The organism is Corallococcus sp. AB038B, from assembly GCF_003668955.1.
Taxonomy (GTDB): domain Bacteria; phylum Myxococcota; class Myxococcia; order Myxococcales; family Myxococcaceae; genus Corallococcus; species Corallococcus exiguus.
Genome location: NZ_RAWO01000011.1, coordinates 211,775 through 227,633, shown reverse-complemented (window position 1 = coordinate 227,633; position 15,859 = coordinate 211,775). Strand labels below are relative to the sequence as shown.

Here is a 15,859-nt window from a genome sequence, read left to right as displayed (position 1 = left end):
GACTCAGAAGCACTCGCGCGCGTCGGTGAAGGCCGGGCAGTACGTGTCCACGCCGTTGCACGACACGCCGCCGCACACCTTGGAGTTCAGGGGCTGCAGCGTGTAGGCGTTGAAGCCCGTGCAGCTCACGGCCGAGTTCGTCGACTCGCAGAAGAAGGACACGGTCGTCGGCGAGGGACAGTTCTTCCACTGACCGTCGCACATCACCGCCTGGCCCTCCACGGCCTCGCAGTGGTTGCCCGAGCAGGACACCGACGTCCCGCCAGGACACGACGCCGTGCAGACGGCCATGGCCGTGACCTCGGAGCCTTCCTGGGGCTGGAGCGCGTCCTCCGCCTCCATCGAGCCGCCACACGCCACCGTCTGCAGGCCCAGCACCGCCATCGCAACGAACAGGAAACGCATCATCAGACTCCTCCGGGTTTAAGTTGGAAAACGCAATATACCGGAAGAGTCCTGCGATTCACCCCAGCATCACGGCGGGGTGTCCTGGGTGGTGGTCTTGTCCAGGCGCTCCTGGAGGGCCTTCCAGCCGCGGTTGCCCGCTTCACGCGCGCGGTCGAGCGTCTCTCCCGCGCCCTGGGCCACCTGCTCCGGGGAGAGCGCCGCCGTGCGCTGGCGCACCCGGTCCATCCAGACGAGCGGGGCGTAGAGCTGCTTCGCCCGCGCCGGGCCCAGCAGCACGGTGAGCACGTGCTCCAGGCCTCCTGCGCGCGCGAGCAGCGTCCGGCCCAGGAGCAGCGTCGCGCGGGTCTGCTGGAACAGCGGCAGGCTGTCCCCGTGCTTGCGCAGGGCCTCCGCGTTGTCGTGCACCTCGCGCCGCTCTGTCTCCTCCAGGTAGGGGCTGGCCGCGAGCTTGTCCAGGGACGCCGCCGCCTCTTCGTAGCGTCCGCGCCGCGTGTGGATGAAGGCCCAGCCCCACCACGTCAGCTCGTTCTCCACGCCCAGCGTCTGGAGCGAGCGCAGCCCCTGCTCGATGTCGTCCTCGGCGGCGCGCTCGCGCTTCAGGCCCATACGGTTCCAGGCGCGCAGGAAGTGCCCGGCCGCGAGCACCGCCTCCCGCGACTGCGCGGGCGAGCCCTGCTGGATGGCGGGGAAGGCTTCGGGTGGAAGGCGTTCCGCCTCGGTGAGGAAGCCGGTCAACTCCTCCTCGGCGGCGTAGTGGTATCCCGCCTGGCAGAAAGAGACGCCCCGGCTCGCCTGCGCCGCGGCGCGCAGGGGCGCGGGCCAGGTGGGGGTGGGGTTGGCGCGCGACAGTTCGTAGAAGACGAGTTCCGTGGCGGGGATGCGGTCGGACTTCTCCGCGGCGTCCAGTGCCAGCAGGACCGCGGCGAGGAAGGCGTGCTCCTGGCCCGCGTCGTAGGACGGCAGGGGCAGGGACTCGCCGGAGGCCCACCGGTTCCACAGCAGGGGGAACTCGTCTTCGTCGCGCGTCTGGAGCGTCTTGCGCGCCTTGTAGAAGGCGATGCCCAGGTCCAGGTACGTGCGGGCCGCCGCGCGCGTCGCTTCGTCGGTGAGAGGCTTGTCCGGCAACGCGCGCGTTTCAGCCAGGGCCTTCCAGAGCAGGGCCACCTCCTCCGGGGCCTTGGGGTCGTCGCCCGCGCGCACGGAGAGCTTGAGCGCGCGGTAGGGCACGAGCGCGACGGAGTCACGGAGTCGTTGCTCAATCTCCGCGCGTTCCTTCGCGGCGCGCTCGGCGTCCGTCTTCTGGCAGCCGCCGCACGCGGTGAGTCCCACGAGGAGGAGGGCGGCGATGCGGTGGCGCAGCCCCCGGTGTGCACGGACGGAGTCCTTCATGGCCGCGCACGGTAGCACCGGCTCCTCGTGGAGGAAGCCTGCCTCCCCACCGAGAGGGCTAACGCAGGTCGAGCAGCGCGGCGAAGAGGTCGCGCGGATCCAACCCGGGCGGCAGTCCGGAGACGCCGCCGTCATTCACCTCCACCACCGCCCAGCCGCCGTCCTCCAGCATCGCCACGTCCAGCGCGAAGAACGGAGAGGGGATGCGGCGGCCCAGCGACTCGAAGGCGGTGAAGTCGGGCACCTCCACGTCGAACTCGTGGTACGGCTCTGCGGCAATCAACCGGCCGCCGCCGAAGAACAGCCGGAACTCCAGGTGCGCGGGGCCCGCAGGCGTCCGGCCGTAGACCTTGAGCGGCAGGTAGCGGCGCACCACGAAGCCGCGCTCGAAGCGGTCGCCGCGCTCGTCGAGCAGGTTCTGGCAGATGCGCTCGAAGTCCTCGCGCGTGGCGTCCGCTGGCACGAAGCACGCCTCCGCCCAGCGCTCCTTCGCGGACTTCACGTGGTCCTTGAGGATGTACGGCGGAGGCCCCAGCTTCCGCGCCAACCGCCACGCCTCCGCCGCGTCCGGTTCCTCCGTCCAGACCGAGCGCGCGGTGTAGCCGGCCAGCCGCGGGTACCAATTGGGCAGGTAGTGCGCGGCGGCGTACTGCGCAGGCGTCGTCACCAGCCGGTGTCCCAGGGCTTGCACGGCCTCGTCGAGTTCTCCGTATTCCTCCTCCGTGAGCATCCATCCCCGGTACAGCAGCCGGAGGTGGCCGCGCTCCGGCACGCCGGTGAGCGCCCTCGCCGCGTCGCCCGACAGCAGGGCGGAGAGGTCCGCCTGATACGTGTCCACGCCCAGCGCTTCGGCCGCGTCGGCCTCCACGTCGAACGGATCCGGCTGGTGCGGGTTTCGACCGAACAGGACTGCCTTCACGGCGGGGGAAGCGGGCATCCAGGTGGCCTTTCGTCAGGGGAAGGGCCCACGTGGACGCGAGCACACGCGGGGCCTGACACGGCCACGGCGGGCGCTGGAGGGCGCGAACGCGGGCGGCATGTCGGGACGAAAGGGGCCTTCCAGGGGGCGGACGCCCTTGCACGGTGATGCCTGACAGAACCGCATCCGGAAGGCTTGCCTCACCGGGCGGCGGGCCCGTAAAGCGCCACTCCATGTCGAACCCTTCCGACCTCCTCCACGCGGAGCTGCGGTCCTACCTGCGCGGCTACCCGACGGCCTCCGTGTGTGCGGCGATGACGTGGCGGGGCGCGCTGCACGTCGAGGGGCTCCGAGGCAAGGGGCCGCCGCCGGCCACGGATGCCCTCTTCTCCCTGGGGGCGCTCACGGAGGTCTTCACGGCGGCGCTCCTGTCGGTGATGGCGGAGCGAGGGGACGTGCGGCTCGACGAGCCCCTCGGGAACATGATTCCCGCGTCGCTCTTGAACGACGAGGTCGCGCAGCGCATCACGCTGGAGCAGCTGGCGACGCACACCTCCGGGCTGCCGCACCTGCCGCCGAACCTGGGCGCGGCGCCCGCGAATCCGGACGACCCGTTCGGACACTACTCCGCGAGCCTGTTCGGCGAGTTCCTGCGCAACTACCACCCCCGGCAGCCGCCGCCGCACCCGTCGTCCGAGTCCTTCCTGGGCATGGGCGTGCTCGGCCACGCGCTCTCCCGGCGCATGGCGCTGAACTACGGGCACCTGATGCGGGATGTGCTCTGCAAGCCCATGGGGCTCGTGGACACCACGGCGCGCGTCACGGAGGAGCTGGCCCCGCGCCTGTTGCAGGGCCACACCGCGCGAGGCAAGCCCGTGCCGCCCTGGACCTTCGCGGCGCTCCCGGGCGGCGGCGCGATGCACTCCACGGTGGGAGACGTGATGCGCTTCCTGGAGACGAACCTGGGGCGGGGAGAGACGTCCTTCACGAAGGCCCTGTACCGGATGCAGGCACCTCGGGTGAAGGCCGGGTCCTTCCAGCGCGGCCTGGGATGGAATGTGTCCCAGGTGCGAGGGAAGGACGTGGTGTGGCGCTCGTCGGTGATGGGGGGCTACGTGGGCTTCATGGGGCTCAGCATCGCGGCGGACGCGGCCGTGGTCATCCTCGCGGACCACGGCTGGTCGCTGTTCTCCGCGCTGCGGGGGCGCGTGCCCCTGGAGGCGCCGGGGCTCGCGTTGATGTCGCGGTTCCTGCCGCCGTGAGGGGGCTTCAGGGAATGGTGAAGCGGTAGAGCTGGAAGCCGCCCGAGGACGCCATCTCGAAGTCGCGCACGTTGCGTGGGGCGCCGGTCTCGCTGCGCTGCGCGAGCTTGAAGTCGCCGGTGCCGTTGCTGGCCTGGAAGCGGAACTCGTACGAGCCCGGTTCGGTGGGCAGCGGGGCCGCGGACATCTTGGTCACGGCCAGGTTGGCGAAGCCCGGCAGGGTTTCACCGTCCGGGCGGCGCACGGAGCCGATGGCGCGCAGGAAGGGCGAGCCGCCGGTCAGGATGAGGTACTGGGGGTCCGCGGTGCGCGCGGGCTTCGCCGGGGCGGAGGGGGCCGGGGTGGGCTCTTCAGCGGGGCGAGCCGCGCCCTTGGCGCCGCGCTTCGACTTCGATGCAGGCTCTTCGCTGGGGGCGGCAGGGACGGAGGTCTCTTCAGTCGCTTCGGCGGGAACGGTTTCGGCTTCGGAGTCCTTCCGCTTCGCGGTGCGGCCCGAGCCCTTGCGAGAGGGGGCTTCCTCGGCGGTCGCTGTCTCCGTCGCGGGAGGCGTTCCTTCCACGGTGGTCGCGGGAACGGTGTCGGTGGCGCCCGTCTCCGCCTGTGGCGCGGGCGTGGCGGACTCCACGGGGGGCTCCGACGGGGAAGGCTCGGGGGCCTCCTGCGGTGCGGCGGCAGGAGTTCCTTCGGCCGGCGTCTTCTTCGTGGAAGAGCCCTTGGGCGCCTTCCCCGCGCGCTTCGAAGGAGCCTCGCTGGCGCCTGTCTTCAGTTCGGCTGTCTCCGCATCCGCGGGGGTCGGCTCGGGGGCTTGAGCAGGCTGTTCGGAGGGCGTCGGCGCTGAATCCTTCGGGCGCTCCTCGGCCGATACGGGCTCCGCGACAACTTCGGAGGACGTCTGTGCATCGGTCTTCAGGGGCTCCTCGGTCGATGCAGCCTTCGACGCGGCGGCTTTCGAGCCCTTCTTGGTCGGAGTCGGCTCCGCGGCTACCTCGGAAGACTTCGGTGCATCGGCCTTGGGGCTCTCGTCGGTCGATGCAGGCTCCTGGGCTCCCTTCGACGCGGAAGCCTTCGGGCCCTTCTTGGTCGGAGCCGACTCCACAGCCGCCTCGGAGGACTTCGATGCATTGGCCTTGGCGCCTTCCTCGGTCGAGCCCGGCTTCTGCGCGGCGCGTCCGGCGGCCTTTGCTGCGGACGCCTTCGGGCCCTTTCCGGTTGAAGCAGACTCCGCTGTGGGTGTCTGGGCGGCCTTCGACGCCGGAGCCTTGTGGCTCTCCTTGGCCGCGGTGGGCTTCGTGGCGGCTGTCTTTGAAGCCTGCGCGGCGGGCTTTGCAACAGGCGTCTTCGACGGTTGTGCGCCCGGCTTCGCGGCAGGCGCCTGCGCGGCGGCCTTCGCTGGGGGCGCCTTCGGAGCCTGTGCGGACTTTGCGGCTGGCGTCTTCTGCGCCTTCGCACCGCCCGTCTTCGCGGCGGAGGTCTTCGGCGCCTGAGCCGCGGACTTCGCGGCAGGCGTCTTCGAGGCCTGAGCACCCGACTTCACCACCGAAGCCTTCGGAGCCTGTGCGGCCTTCGGGGCGGAAGCCTTCGGAGCCTGAGCCGCCTTCGCGGTGGGCTTCGCGACAGGTTTTGCCTTGGAGGCCGGTGCCTTGACCGCCGCGCCCTTCACCGCCTTCGCGACCTGCTTCAGCTTCGAGGCCGCGGTCTTCAGGGCCTGCACCACCGGCTTCGCGACCGCGGCCTTCTTCGCCGGGGAAGGGGCCTTGCCCCCGGTGGGACGGCCCCCGGGCTTCGTGGCGGCCTTGGCAGGGGCGCTGCGGGACTTGGACGAATCAGAGGAGGCGGACGGTCGGGTCGGGCGACGCTGGGCCATACTCGATGGCTAGTGCACCCACCGCCTCGCCGCAAGGCACACGTGGGGTGCGCGCACTCTTCTTGTCGCCCGGCGATCACCGGTCCGGTACAGCCATTGCTCAGGCGAGTGATTCCAGGTGGGCGATGGCGGCAGCGAGGACGCTGCGGAAGTAGCTGTCGGCCTCGCCAGGCGGGTCCCGAAGACGATGGAGCAGCGGCAGGAGGGAGAGATCCTCCAACTTCTCCGCGGCTTCGACAGCCAGGACGATGACAAAGCTTCCCTCCAACTCGCGGCGGAGCGGCTCCAGGACCCGCGGGTCCTTGCGCAGCGCCAGCCCGACCAGGGCCTCACCGCGAAGCTCCAGGTCGGTCTCCGTGAGCCGGTCGAACAACGCATCCCGAAGCTCGGGTGTGTCCACGTCTTCCGCCTGGCTGCCCAGGCTGAAGGTCGCCCAGTTGCGGACGTCCTCATCGCTGTCGCGGGAGAGCTCAATCAAGGTCTGGATGGCGACCGGATCCCGGTGGGGCATCATCCCCATGACCACGCCCATCCGGACATCCTCGTCCGGGTGGTTCTTCAGGGGCACGAGGGCGGGAACCGCTCGGGCATCCCGGAGGTGCCCCAGGGCCGTGGCCATCGAGCCCAGGACGGAGGCATCCTGCTCCGTGGCCAGCGCGGACAGGACCTCATCCGCGCACTTTGCCATGAGTGCGTCGCTGCGTTCCCGCCAGCCCAGTTGCGCGAGGATGTCCGTGCCGCGTCCACGCTCGCGTGAAGAAGCGGAGTGCAGCAACCTGACGGCGGCCTCGAACACTTCCTCGCCGCCCCGGTCGTGCAACTCGCGGATGGCCTCCCAGGCCGTTTCGTCCTCCTCGTCACCCTGCAACGCGAGGGCAATCAACTCCGGAACAGAACGGTCTTTCATGACGCGCGCCCTCCCAGGTATTCGATGGCGAAGTCGATGGCGCCCTCGAAGGCGTCGTCCATCGGGCGGGCCGCCTCTCGGACCGCGAGGAGCAGCGGCAAGAGCGACGCGTCCTCCAGGTACCTCGCGGCCTCGATGGCCGCGATCTCGACGGGTGGCCTCTCCAGTTCATGACGGAGGTGCACCAGGACGCGAGGGTCCTTCCTCTTGGCCAGCCCGACCAGCGCGTCCGCCCGGATGCCGCTGTCCTCATCCGACACCCGGTCGAGGAACGCGTCCCGCAGCGCCGGGGTGTCCACCTCGTCCTCGTCCTTGAGGGCCAGTCCGGACAGCACTTCCTCGCGCACGGATGTGTCTCCGTCCCGGGAGAGCTCCATCAAGGTCTGGAGGGCCACGGAGTCGTTGTGATGCGGCATCAGACCCCGGGCGACTCCCTCCCGGACCCGGGCATCCGGGTGGTCCTTCAATGCGCGCAGCGCGGGCAAGGCCCGGGCGTCCTCAAGGTAGCCCAGGGTGTAGCCTATTGCCTTGAGGACGGGTGGGGCCTGCTCCGTGGGTAGCGCGGCGAGGAGGGCCTCCGCGCATCGTGCCCTGCGCTCACGGTGCTCCTTCGCGTCGTGCCCCGCCGCCTGGGCGAACAGCACCGCGCCCCGTGCGCGTTCCCTCGAAGAAGGGGAGCGCAGCAACTGCTCGGCGGCGGCGAACAGTTCCTCCCGGTCGCGCTTTCGCAGCGCATCCAGCGCGGCCCAGGTCCAATCCCCCTTCACATCGAGGAGCGCGATGGCCACCAGCTCCAGCGCGGAGAGGGCGTCGTAATGAGCGGGAATGGCCATGGGGAAAGGATAGCCCCAGGAACACCCCCCTCGGGCTCCCCATCCCCTACGCGGAGCGCCGCTGCCGTGCGCTCGCGTCCAGCGGAAGGGTGATGGTGAAGCAGGTCCCCTCCTCGGCGCCGCTCGTCACCGTGGCCTTGCCGCCGTGCGCTTCGGCCAGGCCTCGCACCAGGGGCAGCCCCAGGCCCCAGCCCTTCTCCGCGCTCTCCGTGGCGGACCGCGTGCGGTGGAACGGCTCGAAGATGGTTTGCAGGTCCTCCGCGGCGATGGGCGTGCCCTGGTTGCGCACCTGGAGCTTCACCTGGGTTTCATTCCGGTCGAGCCGGATCTCAATCGGGGTGCCCGGCGCTCCGTACTTCGCCGCGTTGGAAGCCAGGTTCTCCACGATGCGGCGCAGCCCGAGCGGATCCGCCCGCATCGTGAACTCACCTTCCGCCTTCAGCTCGAAGCGCCCCGGGTAGAGCGCAGAGATCTCATCCAGCGTCTGGGCCGCGACCGCGTGGAGGTCGCACTCCCGCACCTCCAGCGCCACGAGCTTGCCGGCCTGGATGCGGCTGGCGTCCAGGAGGTTCTGGATCATCCGCTCCGCGCGGTCCAGGCTCGCCGTCACGCGGCCCACGGAGGTCTGGACGCCCGGCAGGTCCGCATGACGCCTGCCCATCAGCTGCACGCTCAGCTTCGACGCCGTCAGGGGCGTGCGCAGGTCGTGCGTGAGCGCCGCGACGAACGTGTCCCGCATCCGCTGCTCGGCCTTCAGCTTGCGGATCTGATCACGGAGGTTGATCTCCGTCATGATGGAGGCCGTCAGCTCCTTCATCACCAGGTGGTCCTGCTCGGTCCACTCGCGCACCGAGGGCTGGATGCAGCAGAAGGTCCCCAACACTTGCCCGTCCGGGTTGATCAACGGCAGCACGATGAGGGCGACGATGCCCCAGGGCCCGGTGGACGGATGGAACTTCAGGAACGGATCCGCGGGCGCGTTCGAGGAGATGATGGGCTCTCCCTCGAGCGTGTAGCGGCACAGCGACGCGTCGATGGGCAGCGTCCGTGTTTCCCGGAAGGGCGAGGGCAGGCCGAAGTCCGCCTTGAAGAACTGCCGGTTCGAGTCCACCAGCGACATGATGGTCAGCGGGACGTTGAGCAGCTGCGCCGCCAGGCGGGCGAGACGGTCAAAGGCCTCCTCCCGGGGCGTGTCCATCAGACCGGTGTCCCGGATGGCCTGCAGACGGTTCGGATCCCCGAGGCGACGGTTGCACCGCTGGGTCCGCGCGAGAGAGGCCTCGTCCAACTCACCTAGAAACTTCATGGAAACGGATTCTAGGTGCTGGGGCTGGAGGCCGGGCACCCTGATCCAAGGGGCGAGCCCCTCCGTTCGCTGAGCAACCTTCCAGGAGCGTTCAGGAAAATCTTTCAGGATTTGACCCGCTTTCCCGGGGCCCGCCCTCCCTGTCTCCCGGACCCTTTTCCGGGAGGCTTTTCCCCCAATGCATCCCCCTCGTTCGTCGTCCCGCGCGGCCCTCGCCGTGCTCCTGCTGCTTCTGCCCACCCTGGCCCTGGCCGCGGACCGGGGCGCCTGGGCTCCAGGCGTCGCGTATGCCGTGGGCGACATCGCGTCCTATGGAGGGAAGGGCTACGACTGCCGGCAGTCCCACACGTCCCTGGTGGGCTGGGAACCGCCCAACGTGCTCGCCCTGTGGCTGGAGCGCACCGGCAATCCCCCCGCGGACACGCAGGCCCCCACCGCGCCCTCTGGAGTCGGCTCACCCTCCAAGACGTATGACAGCGTGTCGCTGACCTGGAGCGCCTCCACCGACAACGTGGGCGTCACCGGCTACGAGGTCTTCGTCAACAACGGCACCTCCGCCTCCGCCACCTCCACCACGACGAACGCCACCGTCACCGGGCTCGCCGCGAACACCACCTATACGTTCACCGTGAAGGCGCGCGACGCGGCGGGCAACCGTTCCGCGGCGAGCGCCGCGTTCAGCACCACCACGCCCACGCGCCCCGCGCCGGACACGCAGGCCCCCACCGCGCCCGGCTCGCTGCGCTCCACCGGCGTGACGGCCTCCAGCGTGTCCCTGGCGTTCAACGCGTCCAGCGACAACGTGGGCGTCACCGGCTACGAAATCTTCGTCAACGGCGGCACCAGCGCGGCGGCCACCAGCACCACGCTGAACGCCACCGTGACGGGGCTCGCCGCCAACACCACGTACACGTTCACCGCGAAGGCGCGCGACGCGGCCGGCAACCGCTCCGCCGCGAGCAACAGCGTCGCCGTGACGACGAGCAACACGGCGCCTTCGGGCAGCAAGGTGCTGGTCGGCTACTGGCACAACTTCGACAACGGCTCCACCAACATCCGGCTGCGCGACGTGTCCTCCAAGTACAACGTCATCCAGGTGGCCTTCGCGGAGCCGGTGACGGGCGCGCCGTCGGGCACCATGGGCTTCACCCCGTACAACGCCACCGTGGCCGAGTTCAAAGCGGACATCGCCACGCTCAAGGCGCAGGGCCGCAAGGTCCTCATCTCCCTGGGCGGCGCCAACGGCACCATCCACCTGGACAACGCGGCGGCGCGGCAGGCCTTCGTCTCCAGCATGCAGGGGCTGGTCAATACGTATGGCTTTGACGGCCTGGACCTGGACCTGGAGGGCGCGTCGCTGTCCCTCAATGGCGGGGACACCGACTTCCGCAACCCCACCACGCCGCGCATCCAGAATCTCATCGCGGGCACGCGCCAACTGCTCAATGACAACGGGGCGGGCTTCCTGCTCACCATGGCGCCGGAGACCGCCTACGTGCAGGGCGGTTACGCGGCCTACGGCGGCCCGTGGGGAGCCTACCTCCCCGTCATTTACGCGCTGCGCGACCGGCTGACGTACCTGCACGTGCAGCACTACAACACCGGCACCGTGATGGGATTGGACGGCCGCGCCTACGCGCAGAGCACGCCGGACTTCCACGTGGCCATGGCGGAGATGCTGCTCCAGGGCTTCCCCGTGGGCGGCAACGCGAGCGCCGTCTTCCCCGCGCTCCGGCCGGAGCAGGTCGTCATCGGCCTGCCGTCCTCGCCGCAGGCCGCGGGCGGTGGCTACACCACGCCCGCCAACGTGCAGAAGGCGCTGGACTACCTGATGAAGGGCCAGTCCTTCGGAGGCACCTACGTGCTGCGCCAGGCCGGCGGCTACCCGGGCTTCAAGGGGCTGATGACCTGGTCCATCAACTGGGACAAGTTCACCAACTTCGAGTTCTCCAACAGCCACCGCGCCTACCTGGACACCTATCAATAGGGCTCGGAAGCCCTCCGCCCACCGGAAGCATGCCGGTGGGCGGAATCTGTCTGGCATTGCCTACCGCGCTTCACTCAGCCCAGGCGGGCAGGTGAAGGTCGCCGGCACGGCCCAGAGTTGGTTCCGTCCGGTGTCGTCGATGGCGTAGAAGTACACGCGGGTGCCGGAGCGGGTGAATCCCTCCGGCGTGACGACCCCCGTCGCCATCTGCCCCGTCGTCGCCACGGTGCCCCGGGTGAACCAGGGCTGGGCGGCTCCGGGCGTCAACGAACCGCTGAAGAGGACCCGGCCCGTTCCGGTGGCGAAGACGGGGGAGACGTGCTCGTCACTGCGGATGAGCTGGCGGAAGAGGTCGCGCGTCCCCGCCGCCGTGCCGTTCGTCACCCACAGCGAGACGTCCAGCGGTACGGGGCCTTCGCCAGCGATGGCCATGGAGAAGTAGAGCTCGTTGGCCGACACGGTCGACATCTGCACGTAGGGCGACGTGGACGGATCGCTCGCGTAGGGATTGGGCAGCGTCGTGACGAGCGCCTTGCCTCCGCCGGCCAATGACAGCCGGTCGATGCGCAGCCGCTGCGTGACCGCGTCCGGGGACCACAGGTAGACGTAAGTGCCCAGCGCGCCGAGCAGCCGCGTGTACCGGCCGAAGGAGTCCAGCCGGGCGGTGCCCGACTCGGTGCCATTCGTCCGCCACACCTCGTAGTTCGGGCCGTCCATCAGCAGGAACAGCCCCTGCACTCCCGAGTAGCTCACGTCGAGGATGAAGGTGAGGCCCGCGTCCAGCCGCTTCACGGACACCGTGCCCCCCGTCGTGCCGTCGGTGCGCCATAGCGTGGTTCCCGTGCCCTGCCCGAAGAAGAAGAGCAGCCTGCCGCCGACCTTCAACGTGCTGAAGCTCAGCCCCGCGTTCGCCCCGAAGTCCCTCACCCGCACCGTGCCCGTGGCCGTCCCATCCGAGCGCCACAGCTCCGTGCGCGAGGGCTCCGTGGCCGTGGGCTGCGTCAGCCGGAAGAACACCAACCGGCCGCCCACTTCCGTGAGGTTGAGCAGCGCGGAGCCGGTCGGCCCCGGCGTGAGGTCCCTCACCAGGTGGGTGCCGGCGGTCGTCCCGTCGCTGACCCAGAGCTCCGTGCCGGTGCCCAGGTTGTTGAGCAGGAAGAAGACCTGGCTGCCCACCGCGACCAGGTTCCCAATGCGGGGGATCCCCAGCGGCACCGCCGGGAACTCCCGCACGGGGACGGTGCCCGCGTCCGTGCCGTTGCTGCGCCACAGCGTCGCGCTGCCGTCAGTGAGGTTGGTGGAGAAGTAGAGCGTGCCCTGCACGTCCGCGAGGGAGGTCACCTCGCTGCTGATACCGGCGGTGGGAGGGATGACGACCTTCACCCGAGCCGCCACGCCGGGGGGACACGCCTGGGCCTCCACCTGCCGCGCGTCCTCCACGACAGCGGAGGGAAGGGCGGCGTCTTCCTCCGGAACACCTCCACACCCCGCCAGCATCAGCCCCAGCGCTGCGAGGGCACCCCAATTCCTGACACGCATGCCTGGCTCCTTCCGGGTCGAAACGGCCGGAAGGGTGGGGTGCAAGGCATTGCCTTCCAACGGGCACCGCAAGGAGGTGGGAGTGTTCCCCGGGGCCTCCCGGCCCTCTGCTCGCGTGCTAGCGTCGTCGCGGTGTCGACACGGGATGACAGGACCCGGACCCTTCCCGAGAAGCCCGGGGGCAAGGTCCGGTTGAAGCTGTGGGTGTTGTCCGGGCCCGCGGCTGGCCGGAGCTACCCGCTGCCGGTGGGGGAGTACCGGCTGGGCAAGAGCGCGGACTGCGACATCGTGCTCGAGGACGGCACCGTGTCCCGCCATCACCTGAAGCTGGAGGTGCGGGAGGATCGCGTCGTCGCCACGGACCTGGGCTCGTACAACGGCTCCTTCTGCCAGGGCCTGCGCTTCAGCGAGCTGGAGGTCCAACCCGGCGCCGTCCTCCGGCTGGGGGAGACGCAGCTCAAGGTGATGCCCGAGGACACCCGCGAGCGCTCGCTGCTGCTGTCGCCGCGCGACCGCTTCGGTGCCCTGGTGGGACAGAGCCGCCGGATGCGCGAGGTCTTCACCTTCCTGGAGCGCATGGCCCCGGGCGACTCGGACGTGCTCATCCAGGGCGAGACAGGCACCGGCAAGGAGCTGTGCGCGGAAGGGCTGCACAATGAAAGCCCGCGCGCGAAGAAGCCCTTCGTGGTGGTGGACCTCGCGGGCATCGCGCCGTCGCTCATCGAGTCCGAGCTGTTCGGCCACGTGAAGGGGGCCTTCACCGGCGCCCATGCGGACCGGGCCGGAGCCTTCGAGCGCGCCCACGGGGGCACCGTCTTCCTGGACGAGGTGGGCGAGCTGCCCCTGGAGATGCAGCCGCGCCTCCTGCGCGTGCTGGAGCGCCGGCAGGTGAAGCGGGTGGGGGGCAACGACTACCGCGCGCTGGACGTGCGCGTGGTGGCCGCCACGCACGTGGACCTGGAGGCCGCGGTGAGGGCGGAGAAGTTCCGCCGGGACCTCTTCCACCGGCTGGCCGTGCTGCGCGTCGCGCTGCCGCCGCTGCGCGAGCGTCCGGAGGACATCCCCATGCTCATCGACACCGTGCTGGAGCGCCTGGGCAAGCCGCCCAGCACCCTGTCGGACCAGACGCGCGCCCTGCTCCTCCAGTACCCCTGGCCGGGCAACGTGCGCGAGCTGCGCAACGTGGTGGACCGCGTGGTGAACCTGGGCGAGGAGTCCCTGCCGGACATCGACCCGGGCGTCCCCGGCCGTGCCTCCCTCCGCGCGGGCGAGCTGAACCTGGCCCGGCCCTTCAAGGAAGCGAAGGAGCAGCTCGTGGAGGGCTTCGAGCGCGACTACCTCAAGAGCCTCCTCAAGCGCTGCGAGGGCCGCTTCAACCGCGCCGCCCGGGAGGCCGGCATCGACCGGGTGTACCTGCGCAAGCTGATGCGCAAGCACGGCCTGGAGCTCAGCGACGGCAAGCCCGGGGCGGACGAAGACGACGCAGGGTGACTCCTGTCACCCACTGGGACCGCCACCGGGTGACTCGAGTCACCCACTCGCGAGCCCCTCTGCGTGGCTGCTCCCTCGGGAGGCCCACTGGCATCACTCCTGCTTAGGGAACGCGTACCGGCCATTCACGGCCCCCACGACCCCGAGCACGTCATGATCTCCTCCGTCTCCTCCCGTTCCAACCCGTCCTCGTTCCTCACGTCCCTGCTGAAGCCGGCCGCGCGGGCGCAGCCGGTGCAGCCCTCCCAGGACACGTCCGCGGCGGCCCTGCGCAACAAGATGTTCCACACGGACAGCTTCGAGTCCTCGCCGTCGGCGCGGACGCAGTCGCTGCCCCCCACGCCGACGACGCGGCCCGCGGGCGCGGGCTCCGATCCGGTCAGCGCGGACGCGCTCGTGCCGGCCAGCTCGCATGACGCCTCCAAGGACTACGAGGCGCTCTCGTACTCGGAGGACAAGCAGTACAACGGGCAGCCGCTGAGCTTCTGGAAGAAGAACGTCTGGGACACCGCCATCAAGTCGGGCGCCGCCCCCGAGGAGGCCGCGCTGCTTGTCGCGCAGGTGATGCAGGAGGGTGGCACGGACTTCAACAAGAGCGGCGCCGCGACGAACTACGGCCCCTTCAACCTGAACAAGGACCTGCTGGAGACCTACGGCAAGCACCTGCCTCAGGACCTCCAGCAGCTCAACGGCAGCAGCCCGGAAGCCATTGAGCTCAACGTGACGAACGCGCTGGACGCGATGCGCGCGGTGGGGGCCAACAACTACCTGCACCACGTGCGTGGCGGCCGCACCAACTTCGAGCACCCCGAGCAGCGCATCAGCGACAACCCGAACGTGAAGGGCGATGACGCGTTCGCCTTCGAGCGCAGCCTGTCCAACAACGCGCGCCTCTTCCTGGAGTCCGTCCAGGCCAACCCCTCCACGCTGAACGACAACCAGCGCTTCGCCTCCGACATCCCGAACATCTGAGGAAGCGGGCGCAGCGTGAAGGACGGGGCCCCGCGTGCGATGCACGCGGGGCCTTTTCGCGTCCCCACGCCGCGCGAACTACGAACCGGACTCGCGCGAGCCGAACGAGTTGTTCTTGGAGCCGATGCCGGAGGAGTCCCCCAGCGTGGCGGAGTGATTCGCGTTCGCGGCGGCGAGCGCGCCCGCGTCACCGCCCTGCGGGCTGACGATGAGCATCCCGCCGCCGTTGAACGAATCCCAGCCGGAGTTCATCGCCTGGGTGAGGTGCTGGAGGTCCACGTCGTAGCTGGAGCCGGAGGCCGGATCATTGATGCGGTACTGGCCCTGGGCATTCTTGCCGTCGATCTCCACCCAGTGCGCGCTGCCAGCGGACGTGTCACCGGAGGCGCCGGGCTGGATGCGGTTGGAGTCGACGAGAGCCACCGCCTTCTTGCCCGAGTCGAGCGCGGCGTTCAGCGCGTCGCGGTCGAACTGGGATGCACCGCGCGTCACCTCGAAGCCCTGGCCCGCGAGCATCTGGCCCATCTGGTCCGGCGTCGTGCCCTTGCTGTCGGAGTAGCGCGACTCCAGTGACTGGACGAGCTGGGCGTCCGTCTGCCCCTGGCCGCCGCCATTGGCGCGCACCAGCATCGCGGCGGCCGTCGCACCGCAATTGGTGGCGTCCGTCTGCCGGAGGACCGGCGTCTGCTGGGCCCAGCCCTTCGCGCCCGTGAGTGAGGGCGCCGGCTCCATCTGCGACAGCTCCATGGGACGCGCGCCCAGGGGCTGTCCGGCCCCCGCGGCCTGGGCGGCCCATTGTCCCGCCACCTCCGGTGACTCCTCGAAGCGGTCCTGCGGGAGCCCGGTGACCTGCTCCGTCTCGAGGACCGGCTCGGGGGCCAGGTGACCCTGGACCGGAGCGTTGCCTTGCGGCGCGGCTGTCTGCTCGGGGGGCAGGGAGGGAGGGAGATTCTGGGGACGGGTGACGTTCATGAACAACCCT

13 protein-coding genes are annotated in these 15,859 nt (G+C 70.1%); 4 read left to right on the top strand and 9 right to left on the bottom strand.

Annotation, left to right across the window (positions count from 1 at the left end):
* Positions 1 to 3: 3 nt before the first annotated feature.
* The 3 genes from D7Y04_RS32625 to D7Y04_RS32615 all read right to left on the bottom strand — a co-directional run bounded on the left by D7Y04_RS32625 (position 4) and on the right by D7Y04_RS32615 (position 2,734).
* A complete protein-coding gene (locus D7Y04_RS32625; protein WP_120599220.1) occupies positions 4 to 408 on the bottom strand; it encodes a hypothetical protein in 405 nt (134 codons plus the stop codon).
* A 66-nt stretch (positions 409 to 474) separates the two neighbouring features.
* Complete coding sequence (locus D7Y04_RS32620; RefSeq protein WP_199749769.1) at positions 475 to 1,797, bottom strand: hypothetical protein; 1,323 nt, start codon at positions 1,795 to 1,797, stop codon at positions 475 to 477.
* 58 nt (positions 1,798 to 1,855) lie between these two features.
* Positions 1,856 to 2,734, bottom strand: coding sequence for an ATP-grasp domain-containing protein (locus tag D7Y04_RS32615; RefSeq protein WP_120599221.1), 879 nt, complete (start codon positions 2,732 to 2,734; stop codon positions 1,856 to 1,858).
* Between the two features lie 215 nt (positions 2,735 to 2,949).
* On the opposite strand from D7Y04_RS32615, the gene D7Y04_RS32610 reads away from it, so the two are divergent.
* Positions 2,950 to 3,978 (top strand): serine hydrolase, encoded by a 1,029-nt coding sequence (locus tag D7Y04_RS32610; protein ID WP_120599222.1) that lies wholly within the window; start codon positions 2,950 to 2,952, stop codon positions 3,976 to 3,978.
* Positions 3,979 to 3,985: 7 nt separating this feature from the next.
* Here D7Y04_RS32610 and D7Y04_RS44160 read toward each other — a convergent pair whose 3' ends face one another.
* The 4 genes from D7Y04_RS44160 to D7Y04_RS32580 all read right to left on the bottom strand — a co-directional run bounded on the left by D7Y04_RS44160 (position 3,986) and on the right by D7Y04_RS32580 (position 8,888).
* Positions 3,986 to 5,842 (bottom strand): hypothetical protein, encoded by a 1,857-nt coding sequence (locus tag D7Y04_RS44160; RefSeq protein ID WP_147477239.1) that lies wholly within the window; start codon positions 5,840 to 5,842, stop codon positions 3,986 to 3,988.
* Positions 5,843 to 5,942: 100 nt separating this feature from the next.
* Entirely contained in the window at positions 5,943 to 6,749 is an 807-nt protein-coding gene (locus tag D7Y04_RS32590) for a HEAT repeat domain-containing protein (RefSeq protein ID WP_121761814.1), read from the bottom strand.
* Positions 6,746 to 7,582, bottom strand: coding sequence for a HEAT repeat domain-containing protein (locus D7Y04_RS32585; protein WP_121761813.1), 837 nt, complete (start codon positions 7,580 to 7,582; stop codon positions 6,746 to 6,748). Before D7Y04_RS32585 ends, D7Y04_RS32590 begins: the two co-directional genes overlap by 4 nt.
* Positions 7,583 to 7,628: 46 nt before the next feature.
* Positions 7,629 to 8,888: a GAF domain-containing sensor histidine kinase gene (locus D7Y04_RS32580; RefSeq protein ID WP_121761812.1), complete on the bottom strand. Its 1,260-nt coding sequence runs from the start codon at positions 8,886 to 8,888 to the stop codon at positions 7,629 to 7,631.
* 178 nt (positions 8,889 to 9,066) lie between these two features.
* Here D7Y04_RS32580 and D7Y04_RS32575 point away from each other — a divergent pair, with 178 nt between their 5' ends.
* Positions 9,067 to 10,875, top strand: a complete 1,809-nt coding sequence (locus tag D7Y04_RS32575; RefSeq protein WP_121761811.1) for a glycosyl hydrolase family 18 protein — start codon at positions 9,067 to 9,069, stop codon at positions 10,873 to 10,875.
* A gap of 60 nt (positions 10,876 to 10,935) precedes the next feature.
* Here the strand turns inward: D7Y04_RS32575 and D7Y04_RS32570 are convergent, their stop codons facing one another.
* Positions 10,936 to 12,414 (bottom strand): hypothetical protein, encoded by a 1,479-nt coding sequence (locus D7Y04_RS32570; protein WP_121761810.1) that lies wholly within the window; start codon positions 12,412 to 12,414, stop codon positions 10,936 to 10,938.
* A gap of 132 nt (positions 12,415 to 12,546) precedes the next feature.
* Between D7Y04_RS32570 and D7Y04_RS32565 the strand changes: the two genes are divergently transcribed.
* Both D7Y04_RS32565 and D7Y04_RS32560 read left to right on the top strand, forming a co-directional pair.
* On the top strand, positions 12,547 to 13,905 hold the full coding sequence (locus tag D7Y04_RS32565; RefSeq protein WP_120599916.1) for a sigma 54-interacting transcriptional regulator: 1,359 nt from the start codon (positions 12,547 to 12,549) through the stop codon (positions 13,903 to 13,905).
* 153 nt (positions 13,906 to 14,058) lie between these two features.
* Positions 14,059 to 14,877: a hypothetical protein gene (locus D7Y04_RS32560; protein WP_121761809.1), complete on the top strand. Its 819-nt coding sequence runs from the start codon at positions 14,059 to 14,061 to the stop codon at positions 14,875 to 14,877.
* A 78-nt stretch (positions 14,878 to 14,955) separates the two neighbouring features.
* Here D7Y04_RS32560 and D7Y04_RS32555 read toward each other — a convergent pair whose 3' ends face one another.
* Positions 14,956 to 15,849, bottom strand: coding sequence for a papain-like cysteine protease family protein (locus D7Y04_RS32555; RefSeq protein WP_158627623.1), 894 nt, complete (start codon positions 15,847 to 15,849; stop codon positions 14,956 to 14,958).
* Between the last annotated feature and the right edge of the window lie 10 nt (positions 15,850 to 15,859).

What these genes read in the sequence shown, in the direction of transcription:
- D7Y04_RS32625 (WP_120599220.1), bottom strand. Translation starts at nt 408, where the DNA reads ATGATGCGTTTCCTGTTCGTTGCGATGGCGGTGCTGGGCCTGCAGACG.
- D7Y04_RS32620 (WP_199749769.1), bottom strand. Translation starts at nt 1,797, where the DNA reads ATGAAGGACTCCGTCCGTGCACACCGGGGGCTGCGCCACCGCATCGCC.
- D7Y04_RS32615 (WP_120599221.1), bottom strand. Translation starts at nt 2,734, where the DNA reads ATGCCCGCTTCCCCCGCCGTGAAGGCAGTCCTGTTCGGTCGAAACCCG.
- D7Y04_RS32610 (WP_120599222.1), top strand. Translation starts at nt 2,950, where the DNA reads ATGTCGAACCCTTCCGACCTCCTCCACGCGGAGCTGCGGTCCTACCTG.
- D7Y04_RS44160 (WP_147477239.1), bottom strand. Translation starts at nt 5,842, where the DNA reads ATGGCCCAGCGTCGCCCGACCCGACCGTCCGCCTCCTCTGATTCGTCC.
- D7Y04_RS32590 (WP_121761814.1), bottom strand. Translation starts at nt 6,749, where the DNA reads ATGAAAGACCGTTCTGTTCCGGAGTTGATTGCCCTCGCGTTGCAGGGT.
- D7Y04_RS32585 (WP_121761813.1), bottom strand. Translation starts at nt 7,582, where the DNA reads ATGGCCATTCCCGCTCATTACGACGCCCTCTCCGCGCTGGAGCTGGTG.
- D7Y04_RS32580 (WP_121761812.1), bottom strand. Translation starts at nt 8,888, where the DNA reads ATGAAGTTTCTAGGTGAGTTGGACGAGGCCTCTCTCGCGCGGACCCAG.
- D7Y04_RS32575 (WP_121761811.1), top strand. Translation starts at nt 9,067, where the DNA reads ATGCATCCCCCTCGTTCGTCGTCCCGCGCGGCCCTCGCCGTGCTCCTG.
- D7Y04_RS32570 (WP_121761810.1), bottom strand. Translation starts at nt 12,414, where the DNA reads ATGCGTGTCAGGAATTGGGGTGCCCTCGCAGCGCTGGGGCTGATGCTG.
- D7Y04_RS32560 (WP_121761809.1), top strand. Translation starts at nt 14,059, where the DNA reads ATGATCTCCTCCGTCTCCTCCCGTTCCAACCCGTCCTCGTTCCTCACG.
- D7Y04_RS32555 (WP_158627623.1), bottom strand. Translation starts at nt 15,849, where the DNA reads ATGAACGTCACCCGTCCCCAGAATCTCCCTCCCTCCCTGCCCCCCGAG.